The organism is Azospirillum sp. UENF 211521 (assembly GCF_058780535.1).
The window spans coordinates 549,244-571,508 of record NZ_JBSNCF010000001.1 but is presented as its reverse complement, the minus strand read 5'-3'; the positions used below and the strand labels follow the sequence as shown (position 1 = coordinate 571,508).

General features: G+C 70.9%; 20 protein-coding genes. All 20 read left to right on the top strand.

Annotated elements, in window-relative coordinates; translation table 11 throughout:
- The first annotated feature begins 177 nt into the window (after positions 1 to 177).
- The gene (locus ACWPN5_RS02670) at positions 178 to 1,353 is read left to right on the top strand and encodes an SPOR domain-containing protein (protein WP_492294094.1); all 1,176 of its coding nucleotides are present in this window, start codon (positions 178 to 180) and stop codon (positions 1,351 to 1,353) included.
- Positions 1,354 to 1,571: 218 nt separating this feature from the next.
- Positions 1,572 to 1,988, top strand: a complete 417-nt coding sequence (locus ACWPN5_RS02665; protein WP_145682388.1) for a response regulator transcription factor — start codon at positions 1,572 to 1,574, stop codon at positions 1,986 to 1,988.
- Positions 1,985 to 4,192 (top strand): 3'-5' exonuclease, encoded by a 2,208-nt coding sequence (locus ACWPN5_RS02660; protein WP_492294092.1) that lies wholly within the window; start codon positions 1,985 to 1,987, stop codon positions 4,190 to 4,192. Before ACWPN5_RS02665 ends, ACWPN5_RS02660 begins: the two co-directional genes overlap by 4 nt.
- Positions 4,189 to 4,422: a hypothetical protein gene (locus ACWPN5_RS02655; RefSeq protein WP_145682390.1), complete on the top strand. Its 234-nt coding sequence runs from the start codon at positions 4,189 to 4,191 to the stop codon at positions 4,420 to 4,422. The genes ACWPN5_RS02660 and ACWPN5_RS02655 overlap by 4 nt, the downstream gene beginning before the upstream one ends.
- Before the next feature lies 1 nt (position 4,423).
- A complete protein-coding gene (locus ACWPN5_RS02650; RefSeq protein ID WP_492294089.1) occupies positions 4,424 to 7,213 on the top strand; it encodes an ATP-binding protein in 2,790 nt (929 codons plus the stop codon).
- Between the two features lie 125 nt (positions 7,214 to 7,338).
- A complete protein-coding gene (locus ACWPN5_RS02645; protein ID WP_038529688.1) occupies positions 7,339 to 7,650 on the top strand; it encodes an STAS domain-containing protein in 312 nt (103 codons plus the stop codon).
- Entirely contained in the window at positions 7,635 to 8,012 is a 378-nt protein-coding gene (locus ACWPN5_RS02640; protein WP_014241666.1) for a response regulator, read from the top strand. The genes ACWPN5_RS02645 and ACWPN5_RS02640 overlap by 16 nt, the downstream gene beginning before the upstream one ends.
- Positions 8,013 to 8,042: 30 nt before the next feature.
- On the top strand, positions 8,043 to 10,280 hold the full coding sequence (locus tag ACWPN5_RS02635; protein ID WP_145682392.1) for a chemotaxis protein CheA: 2,238 nt from the start codon (positions 8,043 to 8,045) through the stop codon (positions 10,278 to 10,280).
- A 10-nt stretch (positions 10,281 to 10,290) separates the two neighbouring features.
- Positions 10,291 to 10,848 carry a chemotaxis protein CheW gene (locus ACWPN5_RS02630; protein ID WP_145682393.1) on the top strand — a complete coding sequence of 186 codons (558 nt, stop codon included), beginning with the start codon at positions 10,291 to 10,293 and terminating at the stop codon, positions 10,846 to 10,848.
- A 123-nt stretch (positions 10,849 to 10,971) separates the two neighbouring features.
- Positions 10,972 to 13,899: a methyl-accepting chemotaxis protein gene (locus ACWPN5_RS02625; protein WP_492294086.1), complete on the top strand. Its 2,928-nt coding sequence runs from the start codon at positions 10,972 to 10,974 to the stop codon at positions 13,897 to 13,899.
- Complete coding sequence (locus tag ACWPN5_RS02620; protein ID WP_145682394.1) at positions 13,896 to 14,807, top strand: CheR family methyltransferase; 912 nt, start codon at positions 13,896 to 13,898, stop codon at positions 14,805 to 14,807. Before ACWPN5_RS02625 ends, ACWPN5_RS02620 begins: the two co-directional genes overlap by 4 nt.
- A 3-nt stretch (positions 14,808 to 14,810) precedes the next feature.
- Positions 14,811 to 15,437 (top strand): chemotaxis protein, encoded by a 627-nt coding sequence (locus tag ACWPN5_RS02615; RefSeq protein ID WP_145677269.1) that lies wholly within the window; start codon positions 14,811 to 14,813, stop codon positions 15,435 to 15,437.
- A gap of 3 nt (positions 15,438 to 15,440) precedes the next feature.
- Positions 15,441 to 16,505: a protein-glutamate methylesterase/protein-glutamine glutaminase gene (locus ACWPN5_RS02610; protein ID WP_145682395.1), complete on the top strand. Its 1,065-nt coding sequence runs from the start codon at positions 15,441 to 15,443 to the stop codon at positions 16,503 to 16,505.
- Between the two features lie 11 nt (positions 16,506 to 16,516).
- Positions 16,517 to 17,683, top strand: a complete 1,167-nt coding sequence (locus ACWPN5_RS02605; protein ID WP_200479115.1) for a methyl-accepting chemotaxis protein — start codon at positions 16,517 to 16,519, stop codon at positions 17,681 to 17,683.
- Positions 17,684 to 17,796: 113 nt separating this feature from the next.
- A complete protein-coding gene (locus ACWPN5_RS02600) occupies positions 17,797 to 18,102 on the top strand; it encodes an STAS domain-containing protein (protein ID WP_114858414.1) in 306 nt (101 codons plus the stop codon).
- Between the two features lie 5 nt (positions 18,103 to 18,107).
- Positions 18,108 to 18,836 carry an ATP-binding protein gene (locus ACWPN5_RS02595; protein WP_186466033.1) on the top strand — a complete coding sequence of 243 codons (729 nt, stop codon included), beginning with the start codon at positions 18,108 to 18,110 and terminating at the stop codon, positions 18,834 to 18,836.
- Complete coding sequence (locus ACWPN5_RS02590) at positions 18,836 to 20,008, top strand: response regulator (RefSeq protein WP_492294082.1); 1,173 nt, start codon at positions 18,836 to 18,838, stop codon at positions 20,006 to 20,008. The genes ACWPN5_RS02595 and ACWPN5_RS02590 overlap by 1 nt, the downstream gene beginning before the upstream one ends.
- A complete protein-coding gene (locus ACWPN5_RS02585; protein WP_492294080.1) occupies positions 20,005 to 21,207 on the top strand; it encodes a PP2C family protein-serine/threonine phosphatase in 1,203 nt (400 codons plus the stop codon). The genes ACWPN5_RS02590 and ACWPN5_RS02585 overlap by 4 nt, the downstream gene beginning before the upstream one ends.
- A 23-nt stretch (positions 21,208 to 21,230) precedes the next feature.
- Positions 21,231 to 21,686 (top strand): putative toxin-antitoxin system toxin component, PIN family, encoded by a 456-nt coding sequence (locus ACWPN5_RS02580; RefSeq protein WP_145682400.1) that lies wholly within the window; start codon positions 21,231 to 21,233, stop codon positions 21,684 to 21,686.
- Positions 21,687 to 21,824: 138 nt separating this feature from the next.
- Complete coding sequence (locus ACWPN5_RS02575; RefSeq protein ID WP_492294078.1) at positions 21,825 to 22,256, top strand: hypothetical protein; 432 nt, start codon at positions 21,825 to 21,827, stop codon at positions 22,254 to 22,256.
- Positions 22,257 to 22,265 lie beyond the last annotated feature (9 nt).

Here is a 22,265-nt window from a genome sequence, read left to right as displayed (position 1 = left end):
GAAAAAGCGCCCTCGATGCGCCTTCGCGCCCAACTTTCTCACGCCAATTCGTCGCATCGGCGTTTGAACGAACGTCGAAATACAGTAGAAGGTCTTTGGATCGTGGCGTCGCCCTTCGGGGCCGCGTCTCCGTGACTTCCGACTCCTTGCGATCTTCAACTGGGTGCGCACGCCGCCGTGACGTTCAAGGATGAGATGAAGGCCGCCGGCCAGAAGGCGGAACACAAGCCGTCCCCGATGGCCGATGCCCCCGCCGACGATGGCGTGGAGGCCCGGGACGACATCGCCCGCCTTCTGCGCGCCCTCAACGACGATTTGAAGGCCGACCCGGCGGAGGACGACGATCCGTTGTCCCCGGCCTCCGGACGGAAGACGGAGCGGCATCTGCCCATCGGCAAGATCGCTGCGGCGCTGGCCGCCGCCATCGGCATCGGCGCGGTCGTCGTGATGCTCGACCAGGGCGGCGACGCGCCGCCGGCGCCGCCGGCGCCTCTCATCACCGCCGTCCCCAGCGCCCCGGCCCCCGGCGGCGCCTCGCCCGGCACCGGGACTCCGGCGAAACCGGAAGCGCTGATCACCCGCGCGGCCCCTGCCGCTGCGCCGGCCCCCGCCGCGCCGGCCCAGACGCCGATGCAGACGCAGACCATCGTCGCACCAGCCGCGCCGGCGCCCACGGTGGCCACGCCGCCCATGGCGCTGCCGCAGATTCCGCCACCGGCGTTGAAGGTTCCGGAGCCGCCGGCCCTGCCGTCGCCCGCCGCCGCCAGACCGGCCGAGCCCGCCCCGGCGCCGCACCCCGCACCGCACCCCGTGGAAACGGCGGAGAGCGCGAAGCCCCCGGCGCATCCGCCGGCATCGGCCATGGCGCCGCCCCCGGCCGAGCCCGCCAAAGCCCCGCCCCCCGTGAAGACCGCGGAAACGGCGGAGCTTCAGGCCATGCTGTCGGCCCCGCCTCCGCCCGCCGCGACCCAACGCCAAGCCGCCGTGGCCCGCCCGGCGCCGCAGCCCGCCAAGCCGGCGCCCAAGACGGCTTCCACCCCGCCCGCGTCCACTCCGCCCGTCACGGCGCCATCGTCGGGCGTGCTGACGCCCCCGGCGTCCGCCGCCGTTCCGGACGGGCGCTACACCGTGCAGGTCGGGTCCTTCCAGCAGGCCGACAACGCCGAAGGGCTCGTCCGCCGCCTGCGCGGTCTCGGCTTCAACGCCTACGCGCTGGACTGGACCGACGCCGAGCAGCGGTCCTGGCACGTCGTCCGCGTCGGCGGCTATGCCGACACCGCCGCCGCCCGTCAGGCCGCCGCGTCGCTGAAGGGCAAGGTGGAAGCGCAGCCCATTGTCGTCTCGACGCGCTGACCGCAGGCAACGGCAGCGCCGCGACAAACTGTCGCCCCCTCTATTCCGCTTCTTTCCTTTGAAAAAGCCCGTCCGCAATTTCGGTATTGCGGACGGGCTTCGTCTTGATCTGTCCTTCTCCTTGCCGCTAACATGGGATTGAACAGGCACGCATATTAGAACAAGCGCAGCCGCAAGAAGCCGGCGCATCAGACCGGCGAACCGGAGGAAACCCTGGTATGAAGCCGACGATCCTGGTCGCCGACGACGAACCCAGCATCGTCCTGTCCCTGCAGGTTCTGCTGCAGAAGGCGGGCTTTGCCGTGCGCATCGCCCGCAACGGCGAGGAAGCCCTTGCATCGGTTGCGGAAAGCACGCCCGACCTGATCCTGCTGGACGCTATGATGCCGCGCCGCGACGGGTTCGACGTCTGCCAGTCGTTGCGCGCCGACCCCGCCTACCAGTCGCTGCCCATCATCATGCTGACGGCCAAGAGCCGCGACGTGGAGCGGCAGAAGGGCATGGCGCTGGGCGCCACCGACTACATCACCAAGCCCTTCTCGACCCGCGACCTCGTCACCACCGTCCGCAAGTACCTGACCCCCGAGAACGACCAGGGCGGCAACCAGGGCGGGGCCACGGAGCCGCAGCCTTGAGCGCCCCGGCGACCACCGAAAGCGCCGGAACCGCCGCCCCGGCAACCACCCCGGCGGAGCCGCGCCGGATCATCCCGCTGGCCTTCCGCGCCGCCGGCGTCGGCCTGCCCCTGCTGTCGGTGGGGGCCGCGGTCGGCTTCAGCGCGAACAACGACCCCAACGCCTTCGTCACCTACGCGGTCACCATGACCGCCGCCGTCACCGCCGCGGTTTGGGGCTTGTGGGGGCTGGTCGACCGGCGGCTGCTGCGCGCCTCGGAAACGCTGAGCCGCGAGGCCGGGCTGATCGCCCACGGCACGGCGGACGGCAAGACCGGCGCGCGCATTCCGCTGGCCCGCTACGGCGACCTCGCCCCGGTGGCCAAGGCGGTCAACGAGCTGTCGGACAAGCTGGCTGCCGCCCGCCGCGACACCGCCCGCACCGTCGCGGAGTCGACCGCCAAGGCGGAGGAGCAGAAGACGCGGCTGGCCGCCGTCCTGCGCGACCTGCACGAAGGCGTCCTGGTCTGCAACCTGAAGCACCAGATCCTGCTTTACAACCAGACGGCGCTCGACATCCTGCATCTGGCCGGCGACCTCGGGCTGGGTCGCTCGCTGCTGCATTTCGTGGTGGCGGAGCCGGTCATCCACACGCTGGAGCGGCTGACGCTCCGCGTGCGCGAGGGGCGGCACGTCAACCACGAGCACGGCACCACCGCCCAGTTCGTCGGCGCTACCACCGACGGGCACATCCTGCTGGCCGGGCGGATGAGCGCCATCCTGCAGGACCCGCCGGAGGGCTCGGACGAGCCGCCGACCATCACCGGCTACGTCATCACCTTGTCCGACGCGACCAGCGAGTTGGCCGCGCTCGGCCAGCGCGACGCCCTGCTGCGCGAGGCGACCGAGGGCTTCTGCGCCCCCATCGCCAACCTGCGCGCCGTGCTGGAGACGCTGGACGACACGCCGGAGCTGGGGCCGGAGGAGCGCGCCGCCTTCCAGGCCGCGCTGATGGACTCGTCCAACACCCTGTCGGAGCGGCTGGCCCGCGTCACCAACGCGTACCGCAGCGTCGTCACCGGCTCCTGGCCGATGAGCGACATCCACTCCACCAACCTCATCAACCTGATCCGCCACCGGGTCGGGCCGGACGCCCAGTACGGCGTGACGCTGACCGGCCTGCCGCAATGGGTGCACGGCGACAGCTACAGCCTCGTGATCCTGTTCGGCTATCTGATCGAATACGTTTACGCGCTGACCGGGGTCCCCGCCTACGACCTGTCGGTGGAGGCCGGGGACAGCTGGGTCTATCTGGACATCACGTGGCGTGGCCCGTCGGTGCCCAGCGGCATCGTGGACAGCTGGCTCGACCACCCGCTGCCCGACGCGCTGGGCGGCCTGACGGTCGGCGACGTGCTCCAGCACCACAAGAGCACGATGTGGAGCGAGCCGGTGAAGGGGCCGGGATCGGAGGGCGAGCTGCTGTCGCGCCTGCGCGTGCCGCTGCCGCCGGCGCTGAAGCCGCCGTCGGCCCACACCGCGACGCGCGGCGGGGCGCGGCCGGAATTCTTCGACTTCAACCTGCTGCACCAGCCGCTGGCCACCAGCGAGCTTGGCCGCACGCCGCTCGACCAGCTCCATTACGTGGTCTTCGACACCGAGACGACCGGCCTCTCCCCCAGCACCGGCGACGAGATCATCCAGATCGCCGCCGTGCGCGTCGTCGGCGGGCGCATCCTGACCGGCGAGACCTTCAACACGCTGGTCAACCCGAAGCGGAGCATCCCCGCGGAGTCGATCCCCTTCCACGGCATCACCGACGCGATGGTCGCCGACAAGCCGACCATCGACAAGGTGCTGCCGCAGTTCCGCGGCTTCGTGTCGGGCGCGGTGCTGATCGCCCACAACGCCGCCTTCGACCTGAAATTCCTGAAGATGAAGGAAAAGGCGTCGGGCGTGCGCTTCGACAGCCCGGTGCTCGACACCATGCTGCTGTCGCGGATGCTGCTCGGCGAGGGCGGCGACCACACGCTGGACGGCATCGCCGAACGGCTGGGGATCGAGGTGGTGGACCGCCACACGGCGCTGGGCGACAGCCTCGTCACCGCCGCGGTCTTCCTGCGCATGGTCGAGATGCTCAAGGAACGCAACGTCCGCACGCTCGACGACGCCATCCGCGGCGCCAACATCATCGTCGAGCTGGCGGCGCGGGAGCGCGCCTTTTGACCGGAGGGTCCGCCCCGCAACCCGTACCCCCTCCACCGCGCCGGGCGGGCGCCGACCGCCTGATCGCGCTGTTCCTGTTCGGCGTGGTCGCATTCAACCCGCCGCTGCTGCGCGTCTTCGGCGCCGGGGACACGCTGTTCGGCCTGCCGCTGCTGTACGTGTACGCCTTGGGGGTATGGGGCGGGGTGATCGCGCTGTCGGCGGTGCTTCTGGAACGCAGGGGGCGTTGAGATGCCCTGGCCCACCATCGTCGCCGCCAGTTTCGCCTACCTGCTCCTCCTCTTCGCCATCGCCTGGTGGGCGGACCGGCGGGCCGACGGCGGGCGTAGCGTCATCGCGTCGCCGTACGTGTACGCGCTCTCGCTGGCGGTGTACTGCACCACCTGGACCTTTTACGGCTCGGTCGGGCGGGCGGCGTCGCTGGGAATCGGCTTCCTGCCGATCTATCTCGGCCCGACCCTGCTGATGCTGCTGGGGCCGCTGGTGCTGCGCAAGATCCTGCGCATCGCCAAGGCGCAGCGCATCACCTCCATCGCCGACTTCCTCGCCTCCCGCTACGGGCGCAGCCAGGGGCTGGGCGGGCTGGTGGCGCTGACCGCGGTGATCGGGGTAACGCCCTACATCGCCCTGCAGCTCAAGGCCGTGGCGGTCAGCTTCGACGTGCTGTGGGGCACCGACCCGTCCGGCGCCACCGGCGGCCTCTCCCTGCCCGTCGTGCTGGACAACGCCTTCTACGTCGCGGTGGTCATGGCGGCCTTCGCCATCATCTTCGGCACGCGCCACATCGACGCGGCGGAGCATCACGAGGGCATGGTGGCGGCCATCGCCTTCGAATCGGTGGTCAAGCTGGTGGCCTTCCTGGCGGTCGGCGCGGCGGTGGTCTGGGGGCTGCACGACGGCCCCACCGAGCTGTTCGCCACGGCCGCCGAGCATCCGGAGATCCAGGCCCTCTACACCTCCGCCCCGGCGCTGGCCGACGGGTCGTGGCTGACCATGACGCTGCTGTCGATGGCGGCGGTGCTCTGCCTGCCCCGCCAGTTCCAGGTGACGGTGATCGAGAATGTGGACGAGCGGCACCTGACCCGCGCCCTGTGGCTGTTCCCGCTCTACATGCTGCTGATCAACCTGTTCGTTCTGCCGGTGGCGGTGGCTGGGCTGATCCGCTTCCCGGAACAGGCGGTGGACCCCGACATGTTCGTGGTGGCGCTGCCGCTGGCCGCCGGGAACGAGTGGCTGGCCCTGCTCGCCTTCATCGGCGGGCTGTCGGCGGCCACCGGCATGATCGTGGTCGAGGCCATCGCGCTGTCCACCATGGTGTGCAACGACATCGTGATGCCGCTTCTGCTGCGCGCCCGCAGCGCCCGGCTGGAGCGGCTGCACGACCTGTCGCCGCTGCTGCTGACCATCCGGCGCGCCGCCATCGTGGCGATCCTGCTGCTCGGCTACCTGTATTTCCGCATCGCCGGCTCGGCCTACGCGCTGAGCGCCATCGGCCTGATCTCCTTCACAGCGGTGGCGCAGTTCGCCCCGGCGCTGATCGGCGGCGTCTACTGGGCGGGGGCGACCCGGCGCGGCGCGCTGGCCGGCCTCGGCGCCGGCATCCTGACCTGGGCCTACACGCTGCTGCTGCCCAGCTTCGCGCGGTCGGGCTGGCTGCCCGCCTCCTTCATCGACCAGGGGCCGTGGGGCGTCGCCCTGCTGCGGCCCTACGCCCTGTTCGGGCTGGACGGCATGGACCCGCTGACCCACGCGCTGTTCTGGAGCATGCTGCTCAACATCGGCCTCTACGTCGTGGTCTCCCTGCTCGACCGGCCCGGCCTGGGCGAGCGGGCGCAGGCCACCGCCTTCGTCGAGGTGTTCCAGCACCGCGACGCTCCCCTGCCCGCGGGCGCGTGGCGCGGCACCGCCACGGTCGGCGACCTGCAGCGCATCGTCGCGCGCTTCCTCGGCCCACAGCGGGCGGAGGCCGCCTTCGCCCAACATGCCCGCCGCCACGGGCCGCTGGAGCCGGACCGCCGGGCCGGGGCGGAGCTGGTGCGCTTCGCCGAGCGGCTGCTCGCCGGTGCGATCGGCGCCGCCTCGGCTCGGGTGGCGCTGGCCTCCGCGGTGGAGGGCGGCGAGGTCAGCTACCCCGAGCTGATGCGGATGCTCGACGAGACCAGCCACGTCATCGAATACAGCCGCCAGCTCGAACACAGGACGGCCGAGCTGCAGCGCGCGTCCGCCGCTCTGCGCGCCGCCAACGAACGGCTGACGGAGCTGGACCGGCTGAAGGACGAGTTCCTGTCCACCGTGACGCACGAGCTGCGCACGCCGCTGACCTCCATCCGCGCCCTGACCGAGGTGCTGCACGACAACCCCGACATCGAGCTGGAGCAGAGGCAGGAGTTTCTCGGCCTCGTCATCACCGAGAGCGAGCGGCTGACCCGCCTCATCAACCAAGTCCTCGACATGGCGAAGATCGAGGCGGGGGAGATCGATTGGCAGGTCCGCCCGATGGACCTCGGCGCCGCGCTGGAGCAGGCGGCGGCGGCCACCGCCCGGCTGTTCCACGAGCGCGGCATCGCGCTGGCCGTCACCATCCCGCACGGCCTGCCGCCGGTGCGCGGCGACCATGACCGGCTGGTGCAGGTGGCGGTGAACCTGCTGTCCAACGCCGCGAAATTCACCCCGGCGGGCGGCCGGGCGTCGCTGTCTGTCGCGGTCGAAGACGATGCCTTGCGCGTGTCCGTCACCGACAGCGGCCCCGGCATCGCCGCGGAGCATCAGGCCATCGTCTTCGACCGCTTCCGGCAGGTCGGCGACACCATGACCGACAAGCCGCAGGGCACCGGGCTGGGGCTGGCCATCAGCAAGCGCATCGTCGAGCATCTCGGCGGCCGCATCCGGGTCGACAGCGCCCCCGGCAAGGGCGCCACCTTCGCCTTCACCGTTCCTTTGGCGACCGCGGCAACAGCCGTGTCACAAAACGATCAAACCGCGAAAGAACCGGACCACACCGCTGGAACGCGCTCCGGTTGACACAGGTCAGTCCAGTTGCCTTAACGAATCCTTATACGTGTTTCAGGCAGGTTTTTTACCAAATGCCGGACATGATCAGTCTTCCGGACGGGGCATTGCCCGGTCGGGTTGCAAGGAGACGGGCGGTGACTTTGATCAAGTGGAGCGATGAGGGGGGAACGGTGCGGCTGGGCCTGCCCAGCGACCTCGACCTCGCCATGGCGCAGCCCCTGCTGGACAGCCTGCGCGCCGGCTTCGCCGCCTCCCAGACCGTCATCGCCGAAGCCGCGGCCGTGGAGCGGGTCAGCACCGCCTGCGTCCAGGCACTTCTGGTCGCCTCCCGGCACGCCGCCGAACAGAACCGTACGTTCGCCATCGCCCAGCCGTCCGAGGTCCTGGCGGAAGCCTGCGAGGATCTGGGGCTGGACGGCTGGTTGAAGCAATGGAGCCAAGCGTGAAGAAGAAGGTACTCACCGTCGACGATTCGCGGACCATGCGGGACATGGTCTCCTTCACGCTGAAGGGCGCCGGCTACGACGTGGTGGAGGCCGCCGATGGCCAGCAGGCGCTGGGCGTCATCGGCGCCAACAAGGTGGACCTCGTCATCACCGACCTGAACATGCCGGTGATGGACGGGCTGACCCTGATCCGCCGCCTGCGCGCCACCCCGGCGCACCGCACGCTGCCCATCCTGATGCTGACCACCGAGGCCGACGAGAAGAAGAAGTCCGAAGGCCGGGCGGTGGGGGCGACCGGCTGGATCGTGAAGCCCTTCAACCCGGAGAAGCTGATCTCCGTCGTTCAGAAGGTCTGCGGCTGACGCCGCGTCCTGGCTTGTGAGGGGGCGCCCGTGGAAGACCTGAGCCGGTTCAAGCAAACCTATTTCGACGAAAGCGCGGAGCTGCTGGAGGTCGCCGAGTCCGGCCTGCTGCGGCTGACGCCGGGCGAGGTCGATTCCGACGAGGTCAACGCCATCTTCCGCGCCGTCCATTCCATCAAGGGCGGCGGCGGCGCCTTCGGCTTCACCGAGCTGGTCGCCTTCGCGCACGAGTTCGAGACGGTGATGGACGGGGTGCGCAACAACACCGTTCCCGTCACGACCGAGCTGGTGGACACGCTGATCCGCGCCAACGACCTGCTGGGCCAGATGCTGGCCTACGCGCGCGAGGGCGACCCGGCCCCGGCGGGGACCACCGACGGCACCGTGGCCGCCCTGCGCCGCCATCTGTCGGGCGGCGACGCGCCGCAGGTCCAGGCTCCGGCGGCCGCCCCCGCCGCTCCGGCGCCCGCGCCTGTCTACGCTGACGACGAGGACGACGAGGCCGGGCTGTTCGGCGACGCCATGGCCGCCATCGCCGCCGCCCGCGCGGCGGAGGACCCGGTTCCCCCCGGCAAGCTGCGCTGGACCATCGTCTTCCGGCCGCGGTCCGACCTGCTGATGTCGGGCAACGAGCCGGCCTTCATGCTGCGCGCGCTGCGCCGGCTGGGCGACGCCACCGTCGAATGCCACACCGACGCCCTGCCCAACCTCCAGAACCTGGAGGCGGAGCTTCTCCACCTCTCCTGGACGGTCACGCTGATCGCCGACGCGGACGTCGATCTGGACAAGATCAACGACGTCTTCGAGTTCGTGGCCGACGACTGCGACATCCGCATCACCGCGGAGGCCCCGCCGCCCGCCGCCCCCGAGGCCCCGCCCCCCGTCACCGATCCGGTGCCCGTTGCCACGGCCGCCCCGCCGGCGGTGGTCGCCGCGGTCCCCGAAGCGCCCCCCAAAACCCCCGGGGCCGACGCTCCGAAGGCCGAGGCCGCCCGCCCGCGCCCCAACGGCGGCGGGGCGGAGCACGCCGGGCTGACCAGCCACACCATCCGCGTCGATCTCGACAAGATCGACCGGCTGGTCAACATGGTCGGCGAGATGGTCATCACCCAGGCGATGATCGCCGAGCATGTGCGCGAGCTGCCCCCCGGCGAGTTCCAGGAGCTTCTGGAAGGGCTGGAGCAGCTGGCCCAGCACACCCGCGAGTTGCGCGAGAGCGTGATGTCGATCCGCGCCCAGCCGGTGTCGAGCGTCTTCTCCCGCATGCCGCGGCTGGTCCGCGAATGCGCCGCCACCACCGGCAAGGAGGTCCAGCTCGTCACCAGCGGCGAGACGACCGAGGTGGACAAGACGGTGGTGGAGAACCTCGTCGATCCGCTGACCCACATGATCCGCAATTCCATCGACCACGGGTTGGAAGGGCCGGAGGAGCGGGAGCGCGTCGGCAAGCCGCGCGCCGGCACCGTGCACCTGTCGGCGCAGCACCGCTCGGGCCGCATCGTCATCGAGATCACCGACGACGGGCGCGGCATCAACCGGCCCAAGGTGCTGTCCAAGGCCATCGAGAAAGGCCTCGTCCAGCCGGGGGCCACCCTGTCGGACGAGGAGATCGACAACCTGATCTTCCTGCCCGGCTTCTCCACCGCCGACCAGGTGTCCAACCTGTCGGGCCGCGGCGTCGGCATGGACGTGGTGCGGCGGAACATCACCTCGCTCGGCGGGCGCATCGGCGTCTACTCCACGCCGGGCGAGGGCTCGCGCTTCGTGCTGTCGCTGCCGCTGACGCTGGCGGTGCTCGACGGCATGGTGATCTCGGTCGGCGAGGAGCGCTTCGTCCTGCCGCTGACCAACATCGTGGAGAGCCTGCGCCCCAAGGCGGCGGACCTGCACGGGCTGGTCGGCAAGTGCGACGTGATGATGGCCCGCGGCGAGTATGTGCGGCTGGTCTACCTGCACCAGCTGTTCGGCATCCCCGGCGCCGTCGCCGACCCCACCCGCGCGCTGGTCGTGCTGGTGGAGACGGAGGACGGCTCCCGCCTCGGCCTCGTCGTGGACGAGGTTCTGGGCCAGCAGCAGGTCGTCATCAAGAGCCTGGAAGCGAACTTCCGCCGCCTCGACGGCGTGGCCGCCGCGACCATCCTGGGCGACGGGCGCGTCGCCCTGATCCTGGACGTCGCCGGCCTGCGCGAGATGAGCCGGCACATGGATTCCAGGGCGCCGCGTCCGCCGGTGGCCGCGCTGCCCGCACCCGCACTCGAACCGGTCTGAGGCCACAGCGATGAGCAGTTCCACCGCGCTCGCCACCGTCGGCGGTACCCGCACCGACGCACGCACCGACGTCATGGCGGTCAACGCCGCCGAGGAGCAGTACGTCACCTTCACCGTCGGCAGCGAGGAATACGGCGTCAACATCCTGTCGGTCCGCGAGATCCGCGGCTGGACGCCGGAAAGCCGCCTGCCGAACCTGCCGGACTATGTGCGCGGCGTCATCAACCTGCGCGGCATCATCATCCCCATCTTCGACCTGCGCGCCCGCTTCGGCGGCGGTGCGACGGCGGTCACCAAGCGCCACGTTGTGGTGGTGATCCAGGTGGGGGAACGCACCCGCGGCATCCTGGTCGACGCCATCTCCGACATCCTGACGATCGGCCACGACGCCATCAAGCCGCCGCCCGACGTGGACGGCGGCATGGTCGGCGCCGAGTATCTCAGCGGCCTCTACACCGCCGACGACCGCATGGTCACGTTGCTCTGCGTCGAGAAGCTGTTCTCCGTCGAGAACAGCGAGTTGGACTCCGCGACCAGGGCCCTGCCGGCGCTGGAACGGGCGTCCTGAACATCGCCCCACGGAGGTGCCCACACAGGCGCCGACGGGGGTGCGTCATGTCGCGGCTTTTCACACGGGTTTGTTTCAAATAAGGGCTAACGCCGGGACGACGCGGCGGGCAAGGGGGATGGCATGGCGAAAGGGGTCGGTTCGTTCGTTGGGGCGATGGGCATTTCGAAGCGGCTGTGGCTGGCCTTCGCGCTCCTGCTCGCCCTGCTGGCCGCCCAGGTCGCCGCCAGCCTGCTGAGCATCCGCAGCCTGAACGGCAGCGTTGACGCGGTGCTCACCGGCGGCGAGATCGCCACCTTCGCCAAGGACCTCTCCGCCCGCCTCGCCAACCAGCGCATCCACGGGCGCGACTATCTGGTCTCCGGCGACCCCGCCGCGCTCAACCGCCAGCGCGCGCTGCGCACCGAGTTCGATCAGGCGCTGGCCGCCCACGGCGCGGCCATCCAGCGCTCCAGCCAAGCGGCCGCCTTCGCCGAGCTGGCGCGGCTGCACACCGAGTACCACACCCAGTTCGAGGCGATCCGCGTCGTCCGCGACCGCTACGACGCGGCCATCCACCAGACCATGGACCCGCTGGGCACCCAGATCACCGAGACGCTGGAGCGCATCGTCGAAGGCGTCCAGGCCACCGGCGACAAGGACGCCGCCCTGGTCGGCGAGGAGATGGAGAAGCACTGGGTGCTGAGCCGCCTTTTCGCCAACCGCGCGCTCGGCATGCGCGACGCCACCGCCGCGGCGCCGATGGAAAAGAACCTGGACGAGATGCTGGAGCATGTGCGCGAGGCCCAGGCCCTGTTGACCGAGCCCCGCCTCGCCGCGCTGCTGCGCGAGGTGTCGGAACGGGCCCCCGGCTACCGCACCGCCTTCCGCGACGCCGTCGCCGCCGACAAGGAGATCGACCGGCTGCGCGCCGAGATCGTCGCCAAGATCGTCACCGCCCTGACCGCGACGCTGGACTCCATCGCCACCGCCATCCACGCCGAGCAGAAGGCGATCGAGACCAGGGCCGAAACCGAGGTGGAGAACAGCGTCCTGCTGGCCCTGGTGCTGGGCGGCCTGTCGCTGCTGCTGGGCATCGGCGCCGCGCAGGTCATCGCCCGCTCGATCACCGGCCCGGTCCAGGGCATCCGCAAGGTGATGACGGACCTCAGCGACGGCCATCTGTCGGTCACCGTCCCCCACACCGACGGGCGCGACGAGTTGGGCGCGATGGCCCGCGCCGTCGCCGCCTTCAAGGAGGACGCGGTGACCGCCGTGCGGGCGGGGATCGCGCTCGACCGCGTGTCGTCCTGCATCATGACGGTGGGCGAGGACGGGACCGTCACCGATTGCAACGCCGCCGCGCTCACGATGTTCAAGGCCGCCGAGGGCGACCTGCGCAAGGCCCTGCCCGCCTTCGACGCCGCCGGGCTGATCGGGACGACTCTCGACGCGCTCGACACCGAGGCCCCGCGCCTGCGCTCCAGCCTGAGCGGCCTCGCCAGCCCCTACAAGGGCATGGTCAAGGCGGGCCGCCGCAGCTTCGAAATCACCGCCTGCCCGGTCGCCGGGCGCCATGGCGAAAAGCTGGGCCTCGTCGTCGAATGGCGCGACCTGACGGCGGAACTGTCCATCGAGGCGGAGATCGCCGGCATGGTCGACAGCGCCGTGCGCGGCGACTTCAGCCAAAGGATCGCGCTGGACGGCAAGACCGGCTTCTTCCGGCTGGTCAGCGAGGGCATGAACCGGCTGGCCGCCAACGTCTCCGGCGTGACCGAGGATCTGGCCGCCATGCTGGAATCGCTGTCCCAAGGCGACCTGTCGCGGCGCATCGACAAGCCGTACGAGGGCGTGTTCCTGCGCCTGAAGGACGACTTCAACGGCACGGCGGAAAAGCTGTCGGAGATCGTCCGCCGCATCAACGGCGCCGCCGAATCCATCGCCGCGGCCAGCCGCGAGATCGCCGACGGCAGCCTCGACCTGTCCGAGCGCACCGAGCAGCAGGCCTCCTCGCTGGAGGAGACGGCGGCGAGCATGGAGGAGCTGGCGGCCACCGTCCGCTCCAACGCCGACAACGCCCAGCAGGTCAACGCCTTCGCCAACGACGCCCGCCGCGCCGCCGAGAAGGGCGGTCAGGTCGCCGCCAGCGCCGTGGAGGCGATGCGCGGGATCGAGCGCTCGTCGCAGAAGATTTCCGACATCATCGGGGTGATCGACGAGATCGCCTTCCAGACCAACCTGCTGGCGCTGAACGCGGCGGTCGAGGCGGCGCGGGCCGGCGACGCGGGCCGCGGCTTCGCCGTGGTGGCGCAGGAGGTGCGCAACCTCGCCCAGCGCTCCGCCCAGGCGTCCAAGGAGATCAAGACGCTGATCCTCGACAGCGGGGCGCAGGTCAAGGACGGGGTGGAGCTGGTCCGCTCCGCCGGGTCGTCGCTGACCGACATCGTGGCGGGCATCGCGCGGGTCGCCGACCTCGTGTCGGAGATCGCCCGCGCCACCGCCGAGCAGGCGTCCGGCCTGGACGAGGTCAACACCGCCGTCGCCCAGATGGACGAGATGACCCAGAAGAACGCCGCGCTGGTCGAGGAAAGCACCGCCGCCGCCCGCTCGCTGGAGGAGCAGGCCGGGCAGCTGCGCCAGCAGATGGCCTTCTTCTCGCTGGACGCCGGCCGGACCCGTGGCGCGTCCGAGCTGGCCCGCCACATCCAGTTGATCGAGAACACCAAGATCGACCATGTGACCTTCCGCGACACCGTGCTGAAGACCGTCCAGGGCCACGGCGAGGCCAGCGCGGACCGGCTGGCCGACCATCACGGCTGCCGCCTGGGCAAGTGGTACGACACGGTGACGGATGCCGCCGTGCGCTCCTGCCCGTCCTTCGACCGGATCGCCGAGCCGCACGCCCGCTTCCACGAGGCCGGCAAGCGCGCCCTGCGCGCCCATGAGCAGGGAGACGACGCGGCCGAGGCGCAGGCCCTGGCCGATCTCGACCGGCTGTCGGGCATCGTGCTCGGCCTGCTGGACAAACTCGCCGGCGAAGCGCGGGCCCAGGCCCGCGGGCGGGCGGCATGACCGCGGCCCCCAGCCCGGCTCCGGACTCCGATGCGGCTGACCGCGCCGTCCCCGCGGCGACGTCGGGCCGGCGGGAGTTCCCGTTCGAGCGGCGGCATTTCGACTTCATCGCCCGCATGCTCTACCAGCTCGCCGGGATCGCGCTGGCCCCGCACAAGATCGAGATGGTCTATTCCCGCCTCGCCCGGCGGCTGCGCGACCTGCGCCTGCCGGACTTCGACACCTACTGCGCCCTGCTGGAGAGCGAGGAGGGGGCGAACGAGGTCGGCTTCCTGGTCAACGCCCTGACCACCAACCTGACCAGCTTCTTCCGCGAATCGCACCATTTCGACTTCCTGGCGAAGACCGCGGTGCCGGAGATGCGCGCCCGCCACGCCGGGGAGTCCTCCCACCCGCGGCTGCGCGTCTGGTCGGCGGGCTGCTCCTCCGGGCAGGAGCCCTACACCATCGCCATGGTCCTGGCCTCCAGCTTCGGGCCGGAGCTGCGGCGCTGGGACGCGAAGATCCTGGCAACCGACATCGACACCCACATGGTCGACACCGCCCGGCGCGGCGTCTATCCCGCCGAACTGGCGGCCAGCATCCCGGCCCCCCTGCGCGACCGCTTCACCCGGCGCCAGCGCGAGGACGGCGAGCCGATGGTGGCGATGGAGGAGGAGCTGAAGCGGCTGATCACCTTCAAGCCGCTGAACCTGCTGGAGCACTGGCCCATGAAGGGGCCGTTCGACGCGATCTTCTGCCGCAACGTGCTGATCTATTTCGACCGCGTCGGGCGGACCCAGGTCATCGGCAACTTCGCCCGGATGCTGGAGCCCGGCGGCTACCTGTTCCTCGGCCACTCGGAAAGCCTGTACGGCGTGTCGGACCGCTTCCGCCAGACCGGCCCCACCATCTACCGGAGGCTGTGACGCATGACCGCATTCGCAAGCCGCCGCGCGGCGGAGGCCCGGCAGACCGGCGGCTACTTCCACCCGCAGTTCCGCGCCCACACGATGAAGGTCTTCCTCGGCCATCATCTGGTCAGCGACCGCTCGGACGTGATGATGGTGACGACTCTGGGCTCCTGCGTGGCCGCCTGCGTCCACGACCCGGCGACGGCGATCGGCGGCATGAACCATTTCCTGCTGCCCGAGGTGCCGGAGTCCGAGGACGCCGGCACCGGGGCGGCCGCGCGCTACGGCTCGGTCGCCATGGAGCGGCTGATCAACGACCTGCTGGCCCGCGGCGCCCAGCGTGGGCGGCTGGAGGTGAAGCTGTTCGGCGGCGCCCGCGTCATCGATTCCAGCTTCGACGTCGGCCAGCGCAACGCCGCCTTCGCGCTCGACTATGTCCGGCGGGAGGGGCTGAAGCTGATGGGCCAGGATCTCGGCGGCGCCTCGGCCCGGCGCATCCACTATTTTCCCCACACCGGCCGGGCCATGCGCAAGATGCTGCGGCCGGAGGCCCTGTCGGAGACGGCGAACCAGGAACTGCATTTCCGCTCCAGCCTGCGGCACCAGCCGATCGAGGGCGACGTGGAACTGTTCGGGGAGGACTGAGCCATGACACGCTCCATCCGCGTCGTGATCGTCGACGACAGCAGCCTGATGCGGGAGATGCTGAAGGCCGTCATCTCGGACGAGCCCGGCATCGAGGTGGTCGGCGTCGCCCGCGACCCCTACGAGGCGCGCGACGTCATCAAGCGCACCAATCCGGACGTCGTCACGCTGGACGTCGAGATGCCGCGGATGGACGGGCTGTCCTTCCTGGAAAAGATCATGACGCTGCGCCCGACGCCGGTCGTCATGGTCTCCTCCCTGACCCAGGAGGGGTCGGAGGCGACGATCCGCGCGCTGGAGATCGGCGCGGTGGACTGCGTCGCCAAGCCCGACGGCTCGGACGGTCACGGCTTCGAGGCGATGGCCCACGAGCTGGTCGGCAAGATCCGCATCGCCGCCACCGCCCGCCTGTCGATGCGGCGGCCCAAGCCCGCGACCTCCCCCCTCCAGACGCCGCGCCGCGCCGGATCGGGCACCCGCTTCATCGCCATCGGCGCCTCGACCGGCGGGGTGGAGCGCATCCGCGACGTGCTGGCCGTCATGCCCGCCGACTGCCCGCCCATCGTCATCACCCAGCACATGGGTCCCAGCTACGTCCCCAGCTTCGCCGCCCGGCTCGACCGCATCTCGCCGCCGTCGGTGGAGGTCGCCACCCAGGGCGCCCCTCTGGTCCAGGGCAAGGTCTACATCGCCCCCGGCGACCGGCATCTGGTGATCATCCGCGACGCCCAGGGCTATTCCTGCCACATCCAGGACGGGCCGGCGGTCAGCGGCCACCGCCCGTCGGTGGACGTGCTGTTCTCCTCCGTCGCCAAGGCGGCGGGGGCGAACGCGGTGGGGGTGATCCTGTCCGGCATGGGCCGCGACGGGGCGTCGGGCATGCTGGCGATGCGCGACGCGGGGGCCTATACCATCGGCGAACAGGAATCGAGCTGCGTCGTCTACGGCATGCCGCGCGCCGCCCGGGACGCCGGGGCGGTCGCCGTCGAACTGCCGCTGGCGCAGATACCGGCCGAGATGCTGCGCGCGTTCGACGCCATCGGCGATCACCGCACGCGCGCGAACTGAGGAGCAGCACCATGTCTTTCTACGGCCGCGCCACCCACCTGGACGCCCGACCGGAACCGCAGGCGCCGGACCTGCCCGACGGCGACGCCCCGGTGAACGGCCTGCCCGAGATCGGCCCGAAGATCCCGGTGACCGGCGAGCTTCTGGCGACCTGGATGGGCTACGCCGACATCCAGCGCCGCACGCTGGAGGCGGTGCAGAACGAGCTGACCCGCACTTCGTCCACGGTCGAGGACGCCACGCTTGACCTGTCCTCCCGCTTCCGCGAGCTGGCCGAGAAGGCCATGCAGCAGTCGGAGCGGGTGGAGCAGATCGTCGGCATGGCCGGCTCCGTCTCCATCGACGGCGAACGGGTGCCGATGGACCAGCTGGTCACCGGCATGCAGCAGATGATCGCGGACATGATCTCCAACATCGTCATGCTGTCGCGCCACGCCATGAGCATGGTCTACCTGCTCGACGACGTGCAGAAGGACGTGGCGGAGCTGGAGAAGTCGATCGGCGACATCGACGCCATCAACCGCCAGACCAACTTCCTGGCGCTGAACGCCACCATCGAGGCGAGCCGCGCCGGCGAGGCCGGGCGCACCTTCGCCGTGGTCGCCCAGGAGGTGCGCCACCTCTCCCGCAACACCGGGGCGCTGGCCGACCGCATGCGTTCCAAGGTCACCGCGGTGGTCAAGGGCGTGCGCAACGGCCACGACATCCTGCGCCAGATCGCCGACACCGACATGTCCCCGCAGATGCTCGCCAAGGAGCGGGTGGACAAGACCATGGACAGCCTGGTCGACCAGACCAACCACTTCCAGGCGGTGCTGGAAACGGCGGCGACCGTGTCGTCGGACATGTCCGCCACCATCAGCCGCATGGTCACCGGGATGCAGTTCCAGGACCTGACCAAGCAGCGGCTGGAGGCCATCAACGACAGCCTCGCCATCATGGCTGAGGGGCTGAACGAGCTGGAAAACCGCACCCGCGTCGAAATGCCCGCTTCCTTGGGGCCGCAGGTTCCGCAGGAATGGCTCGACGAACTGCTGGGCCGCTTCAAGCTGAGCGAGATGCGCCAGCGCTTCGTGCGCCGTCTGCTGCTGGAAGGGACGGCGCTGGACGAGCATGGCGTCCTTGACGTCGATGCCGGCCAGGACGACAGTTCCGGCGGCGACATCGAACTTTTCTGAGGCCAAGGGATTCTCTGGAATCCCCGGCCTCTCTTGCTCCATTCTGGCATGGTCCGCACAAGACCACCCGCCCCAATGCCCCTTCAGGAACACCCTTCAGGAACACCGGACCGATGGACTACGGAATTGAGGACAAGGAGCAGGAGACCCTGGTTCGGTTGCGCGGTCGCCTGACCTTCAACGACCACGCCAAGCTGCGGGCCCTGATCCGGGAGATGCTGCAGAACAAGGCCAGACGTCAGGTGCTCGACCTCTCCACGCTGGAATTCGTCGATTCGGCGGGAATCGGCATGCTGCTGATCGCGCGGGAGGAGATGGCGAACGCGGACAAGCAGCTCGTCCTGCGCTCCGCCGCCGGGCAGGTCAAGCGCGTGCTGACCGTGGCCCAGCTCAACAAGATCGTGACGATCGAGGACTGACCCCTTTGGTCCCCTCCCCCACCCGCGTCGCCGCCCTGCAAGGCCTGGGCGTGCCGGCCGACCGGCTGGACCGTCTGTCGGCGGCGCTTCGGCTTCCGCCCCGGCGGCCCGGCTCCCCGGCGGGGGAGGCGTTCGGCGCCTCCGTTCTGCTTCTGGTGGGCGACGCCGGCGCCGTCGAGGCGCCGGAATTCTGGCAGCCGCCCTTCGGCGCCTGGATCGAGGTCGCCGGCCTGTCCGACGCCCGGATCGTCGAGGCCGCGCAGCGCGCCGCCCGCGCCGACCTGTTCGCCTGCGTGACGACGGTGACCGCCAACCGCCTGCATCTGGCGGGCCGCATCCTGAACGGGCTGGCCGCCCTGCACCCGATGCCGGAGGCCCAGCGCGACGACATGGAGCTGGCGCTGCACGAAGCGATCAGCAACGCGGTGGTCCACGGCAACCTCCAGGTCGAAGGCATGAAGGGGCTGAGTGTGGAGGCGCTGGAGCGCTTCTCCCACGATCTGGCGGCGCGCATGGCCGACCCCGCCTTCGCCGAGCGCCGGATCGAGGTCGCCGCCTGGCTGGAGAGCGCGTGCGCGGTGGTCGAGGTCGCCGACGAGGGAACCGGCTTCGCCCGGCCGGAGCGCATCGACTACGGCGCCTCGGGCCGCGGGCTGGACCTGATCGCCGCCATCGTGGAAGAGCTTCAGCTTCTCGACGGGGGGCGGCGCATCCGCATGAGGTTCCCCCTCTGATGGACGACGCCATCGCCGCCTGCCGCATCCTGGTGGTGGACGACACCGACTTCAACCGCACGCTGATCGGCGCTCTGCTCGGCGAAGCCGGCTTCCAGAACGTCGTCTACGCCAAGGACGGCTTCGACGCGCTGGCCCAGATCGCCGCCGAGGCGCCGGACCTGTTGATCCTCGACATCATGATGCCGGGGATGGACGGGTTCGAGGTGTGCCGCCGCCTGCGCGCCGACCACGCCTACGCCGACCTGCCGGTGCTGGTGCAGACCGCCCTGTCGTCCAGCGACGACCGCAACCGCGCCTTCGCCGCCGGCACGACCGACCTGATCTCCAAGCCGCTGGACCGGACGGAGCTGGTCGCCCGCGTGCGCATCCACCTGCAGAACCGGGTGCTGATCCGCGACCTGCAGACCTACCGGGCGCGGGTCGAGGGGGAGTTGGCGATGGCCCGCTCCATGTACGACCATCTCCTGCCCTCCCCGTCGCTGTGCGCCGCGCTGATGGACGGCGCGGGGGTGACGCTGCGCTCGCACACGGCGCTGTCCTCCGATCTGGGCGGCGACCTCTGGGGGGTGCTGCCGCTGGCCGGCGGGCGGTTCGGGCTGTTCCTGCTGGACATGGCCGGGCGCGGCGTGTCGGCGGCGCTGAACGCCTTCCGCATGCACACGCTGATCCACGAGTTGGCGCCCCAGCTCGGCGAGCGGCCCGGCGCCTTCCTGAGCGAGCTGAACGAGCGGGCCGTCTGCCTGCTGGAGCTTGGCCAGCACGCCACGGTGATCTACGGCGTGGTGGACCGCGCGGCGGAGCGCTTCACCTACGCCGCCGCGGCGGCGGCTCCGCCGGTCCTGGTGCCGCCCGGCAACGCCGCGCTGGTTTTCGGCGAGGGGGCCGGTCCGCCGGTGGGCGTCGCCGCCGGCACCCGCTACGAGGAGCGCAGCCTGCCCTTCCCGCCGGACTCGGCGTTGGTCCTGCACTCGACCGCCGTTCTGGAGACCCTGAACGGGCGCAGCGGCGGCTTCGCCGCCCTGCTGCGGAGCGCCGCCGTCCCGGACGCCCTGGCCGGCGGCGGCGACGCCGCCTTCGCGGCGGTGACCGCCGCGCTCGCCGCCGCCCAGGGCGACGTGCCGCTCGACGACCACACCCTGGTCTGGATCGGCCGCGGGGGGGCGCGATGAACAACCTGCCGGAGGTTCCGGGGCTGGACACGGCCCGCGTCCTGGTGGTGGACGACAACCGCGTGAACCGCCACCTGCTCCAGGCGCTGCTGGAACGCGGCGGTGTCACCCGCATCGAGATGGCGGAGGACGGCAACGACGCGCTGGCCCGGCTGGACAGCTTCCGGCCCGACCTGATCCTGCTCGACCTGATGATGCCGAACCTGGACGGGTTCGAGATGTGCCGGCGCCTGCGCGCGCTTCCCGTTTGGAAGGACCTGCCGGTCCTCGTGCAGTCCAGCCTGAACCGGGCGGAGGACCGCGCCAAGGCTTTCGCCGCCGGGGCCACCGATTACGTCACCAAGCCGATCAACGCGGTCGAGCTGCTGGCCCGCGTCCGCATCCACCTGCAGAACCGTGCGTTGCTCCATGACCTGCAACGCTTTCACGAGCGGACGGAGAGCGAGCTGTCGCTCGCCCGCAAGATGCAGGAGCGGCTGATGCCCTCGCCGGAGCGGCTGGCCGAGGTGGAGGCCGCGGCGGGGGTGGGCATCGCCGCCCATTTCGCCCCCTCGTCGGAGCTGGGCGGCGACTTCTGGGACCTGCGGCACGACGCCGCCGAGCCGGGCCAGGGGCAGGACCAGGGACAGGGCCGGACCATGCTCTACATGGTCGATTTCTCCGGGCACGGCGTGGGGGCGGCGCTGAACACCTTCCGCCTGCACGCGATCTGCCAGCAGATGGACATGTCCGGCCTGACCCCGGCCGAGTTCCTGTCCATCGTCAACCGGCGGCTGTGCGCGCTGCTTCCCAACGGGCAGTTCGCCACCATGCTGGCCGGGGTGGTCGAGCCGGCGGAGAACCGCTTCGTCTACGCCTCGGCCGGATCGACGCGCCCGATGGTCTGGGGGCCGGGCGATGCCGAACCGCTGCTGGGCGACAGCGCCGGCCTGCCGCTCGGCCTGCTCGCCTCGGCGGAGTACGAGGAGCGCTCCCTCCCCCTGCCCCCCGGCGGGCGCCTGTTCCTCTATTCGGACGGCGCCATCGAAATCCCGGTCGGCGGCGACGTCCTGGACGAGCCGGGCCTCGCCGCCCTGGTCACCGAGCGATTGGAGGAGGCGGACGGCGCCCGCTTCCTGGACGGGTTGCTGGAGCGCCTGCGCGCCATCGGCCCGATCGACGACGACCTGACCGCGCTGCTGCTGACCCGCAAGGGCTGAGCGGCCATGGACCCGACGGCCGCATGACCGCCAGCCTCCCGCACGCCGCACGGCACTTCCGGGTCGTTCTGGACACCAACATCCTCGTCGGCTGCGCCCTGCTCGGCGCCGAGGTGCCCCGCCGCAGCCTGGCCATCCGCGACAGCGTCGCGGCGGTGCGGGCGCGGGGGACCGCCGTCGTCTCCGACGCCACGCTGGCGGAGCTGCGGGAGGTGCTGATGCGCCCGGACTTCGAGCGCTACCGCCCGGCGGCGGAACGCGCCGCCTTCCTGGACGCCTTCGCCGCGGAGGCCCGGCGGGTCGAGCCCGCCCCGGTGGAGCGGCTGTGCCGCGACCCTGACGACGACATGTTCCTGGCGGTGGCGCTGGCCGCCGACGCCGACTGGCTGGTGACGGTGGACCGGCAGCTTCTGTCGGTGCGCCAGGTGGGCCGCACCCGCATCCTGCGCCCCGAGCGGTTCCTGGACGCGATCGCCTGACGCGGCGTTTGAAGAGGGGTCTGAAGAGGCGTTTGAAGAGGGTGCCCGAAAAGTTTCCCCTCGACTTCCGGCCTTCATTCTCTAGAATGAAAAGAGAACACTTCGCAAACTAGCGGTGAACGGATCGCGGGTGACCGGATGAGCACGCAACCTCTCCTGTTCGACAGCCTGCCCGAGACGGAGCGGGCGCGCAAACCGGCGCGCCGGTCCCGCGCCACCACCGTGGCGGCGCCGGTGGCCGTCGACGTGGTGCGGGAGGACGTGCCGTCACCGTCGGCCCCGGCGCCCATGACCCTCGCGCTCGTCCCGCCGCCGCCCGTCCCGATGGCCCCGCGCGCCGACTTCGACCCGGCGGCCCTGACCAACGCGGAGTTGCGGGCGCTGGCGCAGGCCCTGCCCGACCACAAGCTGGCCCATCTGCTGATCGAAGCCGCGCGCGAACTGAAGCGCCGCGCCGCTCCGGGAGCGTGGGAGGAGGAAGAGGGGGAGGACGGCCCGTCCGAACCGAATCCCCTGCTGCTGCGCGCCGCCCGGCAGGCGGTCGGCGAATTGTCTGGCGAGGATGGCTGACCAAGTCAC

What these genes read in the sequence shown, in the direction of transcription:
- ACWPN5_RS02615 (WP_145677269.1), top strand. Translation starts at nt 14,811, where the DNA reads ATGACCGCATTCGCAAGCCGCCGCGCGGCGGAGGCCCGGCAGACCGGC.
- ACWPN5_RS02580 (WP_145682400.1), top strand. Translation starts at nt 21,231, where the DNA reads ATGACCGCCAGCCTCCCGCACGCCGCACGGCACTTCCGGGTCGTTCTG.
- ACWPN5_RS02575 (WP_492294078.1), top strand. Translation starts at nt 21,825, where the DNA reads ATGAGCACGCAACCTCTCCTGTTCGACAGCCTGCCCGAGACGGAGCGG.
- ACWPN5_RS02630 (WP_145682393.1), top strand. Translation starts at nt 10,291, where the DNA reads ATGAGCAGTTCCACCGCGCTCGCCACCGTCGGCGGTACCCGCACCGAC.
- ACWPN5_RS02640 (WP_014241666.1), top strand. Translation starts at nt 7,635, where the DNA reads ATGGAGCCAAGCGTGAAGAAGAAGGTACTCACCGTCGACGATTCGCGG.
- ACWPN5_RS02610 (WP_145682395.1), top strand. Translation starts at nt 15,441, where the DNA reads ATGACACGCTCCATCCGCGTCGTGATCGTCGACGACAGCAGCCTGATG.
- ACWPN5_RS02605 (WP_200479115.1), top strand. Translation starts at nt 16,517, where the DNA reads ATGTCTTTCTACGGCCGCGCCACCCACCTGGACGCCCGACCGGAACCG.
- ACWPN5_RS02650 (WP_492294089.1), top strand. Translation starts at nt 4,424, where the DNA reads ATGCCCTGGCCCACCATCGTCGCCGCCAGTTTCGCCTACCTGCTCCTC.
- ACWPN5_RS02600 (WP_114858414.1), top strand. Translation starts at nt 17,797, where the DNA reads ATGGACTACGGAATTGAGGACAAGGAGCAGGAGACCCTGGTTCGGTTG.
- ACWPN5_RS02625 (WP_492294086.1), top strand. Translation starts at nt 10,972, where the DNA reads ATGGCGAAAGGGGTCGGTTCGTTCGTTGGGGCGATGGGCATTTCGAAG.
- ACWPN5_RS02590 (WP_492294082.1), top strand. Translation starts at nt 18,836, where the DNA reads ATGGACGACGCCATCGCCGCCTGCCGCATCCTGGTGGTGGACGACACC.
- ACWPN5_RS02585 (WP_492294080.1), top strand. Translation starts at nt 20,005, where the DNA reads ATGAACAACCTGCCGGAGGTTCCGGGGCTGGACACGGCCCGCGTCCTG.
- ACWPN5_RS02665 (WP_145682388.1), top strand. Translation starts at nt 1,572, where the DNA reads ATGAAGCCGACGATCCTGGTCGCCGACGACGAACCCAGCATCGTCCTG.
- ACWPN5_RS02620 (WP_145682394.1), top strand. Translation starts at nt 13,896, where the DNA reads ATGACCGCGGCCCCCAGCCCGGCTCCGGACTCCGATGCGGCTGACCGC.